Raw genomic sequence first — 12,509 nt, 5'->3', positions numbered from 1 at the left:
CGAGGTCAGCAGCGCCGCCGGCTGGACAACTTTCACGCTACATCTACTCCAATTGCTGCAATTCTAACCCCTACTCCACCACTCGCCCTCGCTTGGGGATTTGGGATACAGTACTGGTAGGGATCCTGAGGAGCTTTGCCTAAACCTATGACAACTCGCCTGGCTCCGCCTCTTGCCCTTGAAGACTTCCTCAAGTTGCCTTACATAGAAGATTCTCCGGCGTGGGAGTATGTGGATGGAGTTGCCATTCAAAAACCGATACCCAAAGCCCGCCACTCCATTTTGCAAAAACACTTTGCAAAAACACCTTGTGGCCGAGGTTGATGGCAGCACCACCGGCTATACTGCCCTACCCGAATTGCGATGCACTTTTTCCGGTCGTTCCATTGTTCCCGATATTGCCGTAATTGCGTGGGATCGAATTCGCCTCAGTGAAACAGGCGAGCCAGAAGATGACTTCACCGCAGCACCCGACTGGATTATCGAAATTCTTTCGCCGGGTCAAAGGGTAAGCCGTGTAATCGATAATATCCTGCATTGCCTAAAGCACGGCAGCAAATTAGGGTGGATGGTGGATTTAGACGATTACTCTATTTTGATATTTGCCCCTCAACAAGAGCCGGAAATTTGCCGAGGAGATCGTCAGCTTAAGGTGATCGATGGGATCCAGTTAGCATTGACTCCACAACAAATCTTTGTTCTCCAATACACTACCCCCGCCGCATGGCCGTAACCCCCGTGGGATCCAGCACCTTGCCCCGTTCCACCTCGGCATAGACCAGGTAGCGATCCCCGCAGTCCATCCAAGTTTTGACACGGCACTCCAGGTAAGCTAAGGCGTCCAACAAAATGGGGCAGCCATTCTCAGCAGTGGCCGTGGCCAAGCCGGCAAAGCGATCTTCTCCGGGCCGTTGAGGTCGCTGAAAGTGCCGCTGCAAGTTGCTGCCCTTGCCTTCCCGCAAGATGTTGAGCACAAAGGGTGCCTGGGGATAGGTCAGCAGTTCGGCTTCTTGGTCCTTGCTCACCGATAGAGTTAGCCCCGGCGGATTGAAGCTGGCCTGGGCCACCGACCAGGTGAGAAAGCCACGGCGGGTCTCTCCTTGCAGAGCGGTAACTACGCACAGGGATCCCACCACCCGGCTCAGGGCTTGCCCAACCCGATCCGCCTGAGTTTCGCTGCTGGTTTGGCGAGGGGCGCGGGCTCGTTTGGCTTTGCGCAGGGCCTGAGCAAACTGGGATCCCGCCTCTTGACAGGCTTCCAGGATTTCAGGGGTGGGCTTAAACTTGGCGCGGATCGTCTCAAACCCCAAGGAAAAGCCGGCATTGAGCAACTTACTCTCGATGAGATCCACCGCTTCTCCGCTCCAGCCGTAGGAGCCGAAAACCCCGGCCAATCGGGTGGTGGGAACTGAAGAAAGGATGATGCCAAGGGCGGTTTGGATCTGCACGGGAGGATGGCCGGCCAAAGTCGGGGATCCGACAACAAACCCTTGGCAGCGCTCCAGAGCTTGGGCGATCTCCTCCGGAGTGGCCCATTCGCAGTTGATCCGCTCCACCTTAACGCCGGCCCGCTCCAACCCTTGGGCTATGGCCATGGCCATCAAACCTGTATTTCCGTAAGCAGAAGTGTACAGAAGAGCTACCCGCTGCTCGCCGGGATCCTCTTCGCACCAAGTGTGGTAGTCCAGCCGCAAGCGCCGCAGGCTGTGGCGCACCAAGGGGCCGTGGGCAGGGGCATAGATTTGGGCGGGAAATTCTTCCAACTTGGCCAGGGCTGCCTTCACCTGGGACAATTGGTTGCGGTGCAAACAGTCGAAGTAGTAGCGGCGGTCTTCGCTGAGCTGCCGCCAATGTTCGTCAAACACTTGCTCATCGCACACGTGGGCGCCGAACAGCTTATCGGTGTAGAGGATCCCGGTAGCCGGATCGTAGGCACAGAGGGCATCGGGGTGGCGGGGTGTGGGCACGGTGCGAAAGTGCAACTCATGCCCTTCTCCCAAATCCAGGCGATCCCCATCTCGGATGACCCGCAAACGGAAGGACTGGTGGCCATTGTAGAAAATGCCCAGATCGGCGGCTTCTTCTTCGTCGCGACTGCGGGGCAAGGGATCCATCTCTTCAAAGGCGGCCCGTAGCGTAATGGATCCCGGTTTGGAGCAGAGCACCATCGCATAGGGAGCCAGAGGCAATAGGGCTTTGAGAGTGGCAATGCGGTTAAAGTTGACGTGGCTGAGCAAAATAAAGTCCAACCGCTGTAGGTACTGGTGTTGGGCCAGCTCTTCTAAAAAGATGCTGGTGAACGATTCCCCGGGAGGATCGATGAGAAGGGTTTGGCGGGCCTGGATGAGGTAGCTATTGGCAGTGGTGCCCCGTTGCCGAGCGTATTCCAGCTCAAACTTCAGGCGATCCCAGGTGCGGGAGCGGAGAACCAGCGTGGACGGGCCGATAGGGGCGACTTGGACATCGCGGGCGGGGATCTTGCTCTCCATAGCAGCCTCCGATGCGGTATCTGTCCTCACCTTGCCACGAAACTGGGGGAATGGGGATCCCTTTTCAGAGTTTGGGAGCCCACGGCCCGGCTTGCCCAAAAGTTAAGTCTGAGGCCCCGTCCTCACAACTGCGCAAGAAGCAAGCGATTGAGGTGGGGAGTGTGTCAAGTTTTTTCAAAGTCGGCCGGGCAAAAAGGAAGAGGCTAAGATCGGCTTGTAGCGTGTTCAGGCTGCCTATGTCTGCCCGATCCAAGTCCAAAGTGGAAGCCCCTGCTAAGGGGATGGATCCCCGCCAGTTTACTGAAGCTGATGTGGCGGCAATTGCAGAGCGGTTGGAGCGCAATGAGTATCCGACCGTCTTTGGCTGCTTGGAAGACTGGCATGCCCTTCGAGCCGTTGCCTTTTATGCTCCCCACTTGGTGGCTCCCTATGCACACCTGTTGGAGTGGGAAGTGGATGAAGATTAGGGCTGTCCTTGCAGTTCTTAAAGGGATCCCAGTGCTCAGGGCAACGAGGGGGGAGGATTTCCGTCAGAGCCTTGCCGGCGAATCAGATAGCGCACTTCTTCAAGGAGAACGTTGAACCTCTGATCCGTTTCCGCTTGCCGTTGGTTGATGGCCTGGATGGCGCGTTCGTGCTCTCGTTGTAGGGCGGTGAGGGTGACAAGAGCTTGAGTCACTTCCTCTGCCCACTCGGCAAGGTGAGCTAAGTCAGAGCGGGTCTCGCTGACAACTTGCTGTAGCTCTCGCAGGCTTTGAGCTTGGGCAGCAGCTTGTTCGGCAAATTCGGCGCGGCTTTCTTGGATGGACTGACGCAGCTCCTGGATGGATTGGCAGAGCTCCCGGATTTCTCGGCTGTTGGCAGCAGTCTGTTCAGCCGTCCAAGCCAGCAGTTGTTCCACCCGGTCTAAGCGGTCTTGGCTCTGACTATTCACTCCGATGCCTCGCCTTGTGATGCAATCGATAAACTCCATCCGATTATAAGTGAAGTTAAGCTCAGCCAAATAGGATAGGTGGAATGGTCATTCCCAGAGCCGCCGGATTGGAGAGCGATGCAGCAACTGGTGGGCTTCGGCCAGCAACTCCGGGATCCGCAGATGCTCTGGGCAGCGGGGCAAGCAGTCACCGCATTCGGTACAGCGGTCGGCAGGTGACCCCGGAAACCAATGCCCAGCTTGGCCGAACATGTTGTAGCGGTACTGGGCAAACTCCGTCATCTCGTGGGCAATGGCCAAGTTGCGCAACCGCAGCACTTCGGGAATGTGGATCCCTTCTGGGCAGGGCAGGCAGGCGTAGCACTGGGCGCAGCGGCTGGATCCCAAGCGTTCCTGCTCGGCTTGGCGCAACCGCTCCTGAATCTGAGGGCCATCCACCCACCAACGGTCGGGATCCTGTAAAGCCGACAAGGCCACCTGTAGCTCCTCAGGATGAGTGATGCCCAGGCTGAGGGTGTGAACACGGGGATCCGCCAGCAAAAAACGATAGGCAAACTCCAAGGGGCTGAAAGGTGCACAGCACTCCTGCAGGTGTTGGGGCGGGCGATAGAGCATTCCCCCTTTATCGGCAGGAGAAATGATGAACACGCCCATATCTTGCTGGGCAGCCGCTTCTAGGGCCGGTGCATTGCGCTGTTGGAAAAAGTGATAGTGCAAATTAACAAAGTCAAAGCATCCTGTCTGGATGGCCTGCAAAATTAACTCCAGGGATCCATGGGTGGAAAAACCAATGTAGCGCACCCAGCCTTCTTGCTGGAGCTGCTTGAGAATCGGCAGCCCTTTCTGCAGCACCCACTCCAGATGTTCCGGCAGGTTGATGCCATGAAAGGCAAATTGATCCAGGTAATCCACCCGCAGACGGCGCAGGGATCCCTGAAGCCGCTCTCGCAACCCATCTGTGGGAGTGAGTTTGCTGGTCAGAATCAACTGATGGCGTGAAAAGGGCAGGGTTTGCAAAATCTCGCCCAAGAGCACCTCGGCATGGCCATAAGCCTGAGCCGTTTCGATGTGGTTGATCCCTGCGGCTAGGGCTGCCTCAACGGTTGCCTGAGCTTGATCCCTGGGCACATTGACCAAGCGCATGCTGCCCAGAGAAAAAACCGAGACCAGCTGTTGGGTGCGCCCAAAGCGACGGTAAAGCATTCCGGTTGAGGTAGCACCGGCAACTTCCATCAAGCCACCCCCTGGAAACGAGAAACGGCCTCAGATTGTCGGGTACAGACGGCATTTCCCTCAGGGGATTGGGGGTTTTTGCCCAGCAGTTCTGCCGCCAGCAGGATCGCCTGCTTAAGGCTCTCGCACCGGGCCACCCCTTGGCCGGCAATGTCGAAGGCGGTGCCATGATCGGGAGAGGTGCGAACAAAAGGCAACCCAATTGTCAGGTTGACTGCCCGGTCAAAAGCCAGCATCTTCACCGGGATCAAACCTTGATCATGATAGAGAGCCAAGTAGGCATCTGCCACAGTTGGGGATCCCTGGCCATGCCAGGCTTGCGCGGGAGCCAGCCACATGGTGTCGGGGGGAAGCGGCCCCCAAATTTGGGCGTGGGCATAGGTGCGCAGCAGCTCGGTCAGCCATTCTTTTTCCTCCGATCCCAGTTGCCCCTGTTCGCCGGCATGGGGATTCAGGCCGGCTACTGCGATCACAGGATCCCGGATCCCAAAGGTGTGGCGCAGGGATCCCACCAGCAAATCCAGCGCTGTCCGCACCCGCTCTGGAGTCAGCACGGTGGGCACTTGGCCGAGGGGAATATGGGTGGTGGCCAGCAAAACCCGCATCTGCCAACCGCTGTGGGGGGAACGGGCAACAAACATCATCCCGTAGTGCTCAGACCGACTCAGCTGGGCCAAAACTTCTGTTTGACCAGGGAACCGATGGCCGGCTCGATGCCAGAGATACTTGGCGATGGGCGCTGTCACGATCCCCTGAAACTCGCCCCGCAGCGTCTGTTCGACCGCCGTTCTCAGGTAAGCAAAACTAACCGCACCACTGTCAGCATCCCCTTGACCGACACGGCCAGGCTGCAACCAAAAGCCCGTGTTGCATTCCAGCATCGGGATCCCTGCCGGATGGGCCAATGGAGCCGGCGACCGATCCCTCAGCAGGCGATAGGTGGCTTCTAGAACCTGCCGATCCCCTACAACCGTGATGTGGGCGCAAGACTGCACCTCAGGATCCGCCAGCGCCTTGAGCACAATTTCCGGCCCAATTCCCGCGGGATCCCCCAAGGTCAGCGCCAGTTTGGGCCGTGGAATGCTCATGGTGTCTTTTCTTGAGAAGACGGACGATCCCCATGTTCCAGGGGAAAGAGAGTGCTGAGGAAAGCTGTGGGGAAGGTCGCCATCCCTTTGAGCAAGAATTCTGAGCTCAGCCTATCAAGTCAGCTGCAAGGGGATCCATGCCGGCAAAATGGTTTAATGAGGGTTTAGCGATATTGAACCTCTATGGCCGAGACATTCCTTTACAACGCCTTGCGTGCTGCCCTCGACGAAGAAATGGCCCGGGATCCCAACGTATTTGTTTTGGGAGAAGATGTCGGCCATTACGGCGGCTCCTACAAAGTCACCAAAGACCTGTATCGCAAGTACGGGGAGATGCGCCTGCTGGATACCCCCATCTGCGAGAACAGCTTTACCGGCCTGGCCATTGGGGCAGCCATGACCGGCTTGCGCCCGGTGGTGGAAGGGATGAACATGGGCTTTCTGCTGCTGGCCTTCAACCAAATTGCCAACAATGCCGGTATGCTGCGCTACACTTCCGGGGGCAATTTCAAGATCCCGATGGTCATCCGCGGGCCGGGCGGGGTGGGTCGTCAGTTGGGAGCAGAACACTCGCAGCGGCTAGAGGCCTACTTCCAAGCGGTGCCCGGGCTTAAGATCGTGGCCTGTTCAACTCCCTATAATGCCAAGGGCTTGCTCAAGTCCGCCATCCGCGACGACAACCCCGTTCTCTTTTTCGAGCATGTGCTCCTGTACAACTTGAAAGAAGATCTGCCAGAAGAGGAATACCTTTTGCCTCTGGACAAAGCCGAAATCGTCCGATCCGGCTCCGATGTTACCCTGCTCACCTACTCCCGCATGCGCTACCACGTGCTCAAGGCCGTGGACACTTTGGTGCAGCAGGAGATCGACCCTGAGGTGATCGATTTAATCTCGCTGAAACCTTTAGATATGGGAACCATTGCCGCTTCGGTGCGCAAAACCCATCGGGTGATCATTGTTGAGGAAGACATGAAATCGGGTGGCATTGGGGCGGAACTGACAGCTCGCATCATGGAAGAACTGTTCGATGAGCTGGATGCGCCGGTGATGCGTTTGGCTTCGCAGGACATTCCCACCCCCTACAACGGCACACTGGAGGCGGCCACCATCGTGCAACCTGCAGATATTGTGGCGGCGGTGGAGCGGCTCCTCTACGCGGATTAGAACCCCCAAAAATCCCTACAAAACAGCGCCGAAATCTATCTCCCAGCAACTTGCAAAATCCTCAGGGCAACCTTGCTAAGATTTCCATGGCAGGGATCCGCGAATATGCAAGGCGTACTGCTGATCCTCTACATGTTGGTTGTCAGTGGCCTGATTGCCGTTGTTGGGGATCGGGTGGGCTACCGCATTGGCAAAAAGCGCCTTACCTGGTTTAACCTGCGCCCCCGCCACACGGCCATTCTGGTGGCTGTGGTGACCGGTGTGAGCATCTCCGCGCTGACCTTGGGCACGCTGCTGCTCCTCAACCGCTCCCTGTCGGAGGCTCTGTTCAGCTACACCAACCAAATTGCCCAGGCGGAGCAAGAGCTGCGGGCCCTCAACCGCCAAAAAGCCCTCTTGGAAGCGGAAAATGCCGCTCTCAGGGTTGAGCGGGATCACCTCAAGATGGATCTCGACCAATTTCGCAGCCAGCAGTCGGCAGCCCAAACCCGCCTGAGCGAAGTGCGCGATCAGCTGGCGGTGGCGCTGCAGGAGCGGCAGGAGGCGGAGGCCAAGCTGGCGGCAGCCAACGAGCAACTGGCCAAGGTGCAGCCCAGTCTGGATCGAGCCCAGGCCGAGTTGGAGGCGGTGAAGGCAGAGGTGGAGTCAGCCCGGCAGATGATTGCCACCCTGGAGTCGCAAAAACAAGCCCTGCAACTGGATCGAGATCAACTGGAGCGCTCCCTGGATGTGGTGCAGGCGGCCTTAACCCAACTGGAGAACCAGAAAAACCAGCTTGAGCAGGAGATCGAGCAGCTCAACCAATTGGCGGTGCGGCTGCGGCGGGGGGAACTGGCCATCTTGGCGGGGGAAGTCTTGGCAACGGGGGTTGTGGAGGCTCCAAGGGGGGCAAAGCCAGAGGCGATTCGGCAGCAGTTTGAGCAACTTTTGGCCCAGGCGGAACAGCGAGCCCTTGCCCTTGGATCCCAGCCCATGCCCCCTCTGGAAAACGCGATCCTGATCCGCCGGGAGGATGCCGACCAAGCCCTGGAGAAGTTGCGAGAACCCGGTAGCTGGGCGGTGCGCATTCTCTCTCTCACCAACCGGCTCAAGGGGGAGCCTGTGCCTGTGCTCGTGCAGATTTACCCCAACCAGCGGATCTTCCCCAAGGGATCCGTGCTGGCCCACGGGGTGATTCAACCGGGTCTGAGCGAAAATCAGATCCAACAGCAACTGCTGGGGCTGCTGAACCAGGCCAATCAGCGCTCGCAGGAGGAGGGGCTTCTCTCGGATCCCATCACCGGCACTGTGGGGGAGTTCTCCCAGGTCAAGTTTCTGGAGGTTGTGCAGCATCTCCGCCAGAGCACCACCCCTCTGGATGTGAAGCTGGTTGCCGACACCGACATCTACACGGCAGGACCGTTGCGGGTGAGTTTTCTGATGGCGGAAGCTTCTGGTCAACCCGGCTCTCCTGGAGTTCAACAGGCGGGGCGCCCTGAAGGATGACGGATTCACTCCATTCGGCAAGGCTGAAGAGCGAACGAGTGCTGATCGGTTTCGACCCAGGGCGCGACAAGTGCGGCATAGCTGTGGTGCAGGTGCAGGCGCTTGCGCCAATGGAGCTGAGGGTTTTACACCGGGAGGTGATCCCTTCTTCGGCAGCGCTATCTAGACTGCAAACTCTCCGGCAACAGTTTCAGGCGGAGCAGGTAATCCTGGGCAATCAGACGACGGCCCAAGCCTGGAAGTCTCAACTGGAATCGATTCTCCCCCCGCAGCAGATTGTCCTGGTGGACGAGCGGCACAGCTCCCAAGAAGCCCGTCAGCGCTACTGGGATTTTTACCCACCGCAGGGATGGCAGCGGCTCTTGCCCAAGGGGATGCGGGTGCCGGCCAAGGCTTACGATGATCTGGTGGCTCTCATTCTGGTGGAGCGGTACTGCTGTGGGCGAGATACGGCTAAGCCGGCGTGAGCTGCTGCAGGGGATCCTGCTGGGGCTGGTGGCAGCAGGATGTGGGGGGCCGGATGCGCACTTGCCTCTTATCGTGGCGCTTAAGCAAGGGATCCCTGCCAGTTTGCTCAACGAGTTTCGCCGCAGGACTCAGGCCCGCTTTCGGCTGCAACTGTTGGATAGTCGGGATCAGTTGTTGGCCTATCTCCGGCAAAGTGTTCAGCCGGCTGATCCGGCCTGGTGGGATCCGGGGGGATGGTTCCGGCGGCGGCTGCCGGTGGCGGCTTTGAGTTTGTTGGGGGCCGACGGATTGGATCGGGCCATTGCTGCCGGTTGGCTGGATCCGCTACCGGAAAGCCTGCTGGGAGAACGATGGCAGAATCTGGATCCCCGTTGGCAAGCTGCGGCACGCCGGGGAGGGCAGACTTGGGGTGTGCCCTGGCGCTGGGGGGTAACGGCCATTGCCTACCGCCGCGATCGGGTGAGGGAGCCCATCCGGGACTGGGCGGATCTGTGGCGGCCTGAGCTGGCCGGCAAACTGACTCTGCCGGATCATCCACGGGAGGTGATTGGGCTAACCCTGAAGAAAATGGGCCGCTCCTACAACGATCCCCTCGACCCTGAGGATGTGGAATTACGGCAAGAGCTGGGATCCCTGCACCGCCAGGTTTTAACTTACACCTCTTCCGACTACCTGCCCATCTTGCGCTTGGCCGATAGCTGGGTGGCCGTGGGCTGGTCGCAGGATCTCTACGCCACCCAAGCCAACTACCCTGAGCTGGCAGTGGTGATCCCGGCCTCCGGATCCGCCATCTGGTGGGATGTCTGGGTGCGACCCCACGTCGAAGACCATGCCCACGAAGACAATGCCCACACAGAATCAACCCAGACAGATTCCGGATCCCTGTTGGCTGACTGGCTTGATTTTGTCTTGAATCCTGAATTTGCCCCCCGCTTGGTCAATCTGAGCGGGATCCCTTCGGTTTTGCCGCTGGATTTGGCTCAACTTGCCCCCCGCCTGCAACGCAGAGCCGACTTGCAAATCTCCACTTGGCAACGCTCGGAGATCTGGCGCCCCCTGAGCTCAGCCGAAGCCGAGTCCTATCTCAACCTCTGGGATCAAATGCGGCGGGGCCTTTTGTAGAAACACAGTGAGCGCGAGCCCTCCACTCTGCAACACTTCGTCAAGGTCCGCAATGCTTCTGAGGAGCTGTGGTAGGATGCCTGCTGTCTGATGAGCCAGTTGCACTTGCATCGAGGAGAGCACCTTGAGTCTGAGAGTTGCTGTTGTGGGTGGCGGCCCAGCCGGAGCCTCTGCTGCCGAAGTTCTGGCCCAAGCTGGAATCGAGACCTTTTTGTTTGAGCGGAAGCTGGACAACGCCAAGCCCTGCGGGGGCGCCATTCCCCTCTGTATGGTCTCCGAGTTCGACCTCCCCGAGGGGATCATCGACCGCAAAGTGCGCAAGATGAAGATGATCTCCCCTTCCAACTATGAGGTGGATATCGCCCTCGAAAAAGAAAACGAGTACATCGGCATGTGCCGCCGCGAGATCTTGGATGCCTTCTTGCGCAATCGTGCCCACCAAAAAGGGGCGGAGCTGATCAACGGCAAGGTAATGCATCTGGAAATCCCCCAGAATGGCCGGGATCCCTACATCCTGCACTACAACGATTTTTCCGACGGATCGAGGCAAGGGGTGCCGCGTTCTTTGGCTGTGGATGTGGTGATCGGGGCGGATGGGTTCCACTCCAAGGTGGCAGAAGCCATTGGTGCTGGCGACTACAACTATGCGCTGGCCTTTCAGGAGCGCATCCGGCTCCCGGACGACAAAATGGCCTACTACGCAGAGCGGGCAGAAATGTATGTGGGGGACGATGTTTCTCCAGACTTTTATGCCTGGGTGTTTCCCAAGTCCAACCATGTAGCCGTGGGCACCGGCACCATGAGGGCAAACCAAGCCCACATCCAAAAGTTGCAAGCTGGGATCCGCGCCCGTGCTGCCGAGCGGATTCGAGGAGGCCAGGTGATCAAGGTGGAAGCCCATCCGATCCCAGAGCATCCCCGTCCGCGCCGTGTGGTGGGCCGTGCTGCTTTGGTGGGAGATGCGGCGGGATACGTAACCAAATCCAGCGGCGAAGGGATCTATTTTGCCGCCAAGTCAGGCCGCATGTGCGCCGAGACCATCGTCGAGACCTCCAACGGCGGCAAGCGCATTCCCACAGAGGAGGATCTAAAACTGTATCTCAAGCGCTGGGATCGCCAGTACGGCCTGACCTACAAGGTCTTGGACATCCTGCAGCGAGTGTTCTACCGTTCCAACGCTACCCGCGAAGCCTTTGTGGAGATGTGCGCCGACCGGGACGTGCAGAGGATGACCTTTGACAGCTACCTCTACAAGACGGTAGTGCCCATGAGCCCTTGGGTGCAGTTCAAGATCACGGTCAAAACCCTGGGCAGCCTGATTCGCGGCAACGCTTTGGCTCCCTGAAGTAACCCTACTGCCACTGGAAGGTCACCGTGACGCGATCCCAATTGGCCTCGGTTTTCAGCACACTGGCGGAGGCCCTTTGTCCGGGGGGCACGTTGCTGGGCTCAAATGCTGCCACTCGCGTATCGACAACTTCTTCTCCCCGATAGAAGGTGAAACGAGCACGGGCGTTGAGAACCGTGCGGGTGCTGCGGTTGATCGCTTCCACGCTTAGGCGGCTACCGGCCCCCACTCGTTCTTCCCGAATGGATCCCACGATTACAAAATCTCCTGGGCTAGCGGCAGACTCGGCTGGGGTGGCGGTCGGAACTGGGGTGCCAGGCTGTGGGGCCGTCTCGCTTTGCTTGGGATCCGACTGCCTCAGCAGCTCCAAAACACGGGCCAACTCCTGCTGAAAGAAAACAAAGGCTTCCCGCGATTGGTTGGCCACCTGGGCCAAAATCAGTCGATCCGACTCCTCTACCGGAATTTCCAGGAGGGGAGCTGGCCCTTTTAGGGTGACTCGGATGCTGGCGACTTCTTGGTTGATGAACTTATCCAGGTAGGGAAAGATGTTGAGAATGCAATCTTGGAAGGATCCCATCGGCATGATGCGATTGTTCGTCAGCACCAAGTCGGCCCGCTCACAGCTAGTCCGATCCTCCATATCAATTTCCAGGGGCACGCGAAAGGAGCCGAGGCTGGTGTTGGTGATGGTGACCCCAATGCCGTACACCTCCTGCCGCCAGCCGTGAATGATCTCCAGGCTGGGGCTGGTGACTTCCTCGGTGAAATACTCTCCGGCCCAGGTCGGGGATCCCCACAGAGGCAGGGCCAGTAGCAGCACAGGGAAATGGCAGGTCAGTCTCCCCTTCACCTCAACCTTCCTTCACTCAACTCGCGGACTTTGGGGCAGAGCAGCGGTGTTTCTTGCTCCCCCGGAATGGCAATAGCCTAACCCAGGGCTGGCGCAAACCAGCGAGGGCAGTCTTTGAATAATCTTTCCAACAATAACGGCTTTGAACTTCATCCGCTCTGCCCAAAGGGATAGCCCAGTACCCGTCTTCATCGAGCTGGGGGTTGCCTTGGCGGTGGATCCCAGGGGCTATTTTGTCGGGGCAGCGCCACGGGCTCTGCCGTTTTCCGCTGGGATCCCGTCTGCGATAGGATCAGAAGGTTCAGAAAGTGCCAAAATCCTAAGA

The 12,509-nt window shown here is 58.5% G+C and carries 11 protein-coding genes and 1 pseudogene; 7 read left to right on the top strand and 5 right to left on the bottom strand.

Features of this window, described 5'->3' with window-relative positions:
* Positions 1-147 precede the first annotated feature (147 nt).
* Positions 148-733 (top strand): annotated as a pseudogene (locus tag ACVWY9_RS05815) (Uma2 family endonuclease).
* Here ACVWY9_RS05815 and ACVWY9_RS05810 read toward each other — a convergent pair.
* Positions 711-2,489, bottom strand: coding sequence for a flavin reductase (locus tag ACVWY9_RS05810; protein WP_457387764.1), 1,779 nt, complete (start codon positions 2,487-2,489; stop codon positions 711-713). The pseudogene ACVWY9_RS05815 and the gene ACVWY9_RS05810 sit on opposite strands and share 23 nt — an antisense overlap.
* 236 nt (positions 2,490-2,725) lie before the next feature.
* On the opposite strand from ACVWY9_RS05810, the gene ACVWY9_RS05805 reads away from it, so the two are divergent.
* On the top strand, positions 2,726-2,956 hold the full coding sequence (locus ACVWY9_RS05805) for a DUF2555 domain-containing protein (RefSeq protein ID WP_414355764.1): 231 nt from the start codon (positions 2,726-2,728) through the stop codon (positions 2,954-2,956).
* Positions 2,957-2,991: 35 nt separating this feature from the next.
* Here the strand turns inward: ACVWY9_RS05805 and ACVWY9_RS05800 are convergent, their stop codons facing one another.
* The 3 genes from ACVWY9_RS05800 to pdxA form a co-directional block, all read right to left on the bottom strand.
* A complete protein-coding gene (locus ACVWY9_RS05800; RefSeq protein WP_457387763.1) occupies positions 2,992-3,423 on the bottom strand; it encodes a hypothetical protein in 432 nt (143 codons plus the stop codon).
* 87 nt (positions 3,424-3,510) lie between these two features.
* Positions 3,511-4,626, bottom strand: a complete 1,116-nt coding sequence (locus tag ACVWY9_RS05795) for an aldo/keto reductase (protein WP_457387801.1) — start codon at positions 4,624-4,626, stop codon at positions 3,511-3,513.
* 29 nt (positions 4,627-4,655) lie between these two features.
* Complete coding sequence (gene pdxA, locus ACVWY9_RS05790) at positions 4,656-5,744, bottom strand: 4-hydroxythreonine-4-phosphate dehydrogenase PdxA (RefSeq protein ID WP_457387762.1); 1,089 nt, start codon at positions 5,742-5,744, stop codon at positions 4,656-4,658.
* Positions 5,745-5,927: 183 nt separating this feature from the next.
* On the opposite strand from pdxA, the gene ACVWY9_RS05785 reads away from it, so the two are divergent.
* From ACVWY9_RS05785 to chlP, 5 genes are all read left to right on the top strand, one after another.
* Entirely contained in the window at positions 5,928-6,908 is a 981-nt protein-coding gene (locus tag ACVWY9_RS05785; protein ID WP_414331610.1) for an alpha-ketoacid dehydrogenase subunit beta, read from the top strand.
* Between the two features lie 105 nt (positions 6,909-7,013).
* Positions 7,014-8,393 (top strand): DUF3084 domain-containing protein, encoded by a 1,380-nt coding sequence (locus ACVWY9_RS05780; RefSeq protein ID WP_457387761.1) that lies wholly within the window; start codon positions 7,014-7,016, stop codon positions 8,391-8,393.
* Positions 8,390-8,860 carry a pre-16S rRNA-processing nuclease YqgF gene (locus ACVWY9_RS05775; RefSeq protein ID WP_414358351.1) on the top strand — a complete coding sequence of 157 codons (471 nt, stop codon included), beginning with the start codon at positions 8,390-8,392 and terminating at the stop codon, positions 8,858-8,860. Before ACVWY9_RS05780 ends, ACVWY9_RS05775 begins: the two co-directional genes overlap by 4 nt.
* Complete coding sequence (locus ACVWY9_RS05770) at positions 8,832-9,983, top strand: extracellular solute-binding protein (protein ID WP_457387760.1); 1,152 nt, start codon at positions 8,832-8,834, stop codon at positions 9,981-9,983. The genes ACVWY9_RS05775 and ACVWY9_RS05770 overlap by 29 nt, the downstream gene beginning before the upstream one ends.
* A 124-nt stretch (positions 9,984-10,107) precedes the next feature.
* A complete protein-coding gene (gene chlP / locus ACVWY9_RS05765) occupies positions 10,108-11,328 on the top strand; it encodes a geranylgeranyl reductase (RefSeq protein ID WP_011433360.1) in 1,221 nt (406 codons plus the stop codon).
* A 7-nt stretch (positions 11,329-11,335) separates the two neighbouring features.
* On the opposite strand, the gene ACVWY9_RS05760 is transcribed toward chlP, so the two are convergent.
* Positions 11,336-12,154: a hypothetical protein gene (locus ACVWY9_RS05760; protein ID WP_457387759.1), complete on the bottom strand. Its 819-nt coding sequence runs from the start codon at positions 12,152-12,154 to the stop codon at positions 11,336-11,338.
* Positions 12,155-12,509: the final 355 nt, after the last annotated feature.

Source organism: Thermostichus sp. OS-CIW-31, assembly GCF_054060305.1.
This window is presented reverse-complemented; position numbering and strand designations above follow the sequence as displayed.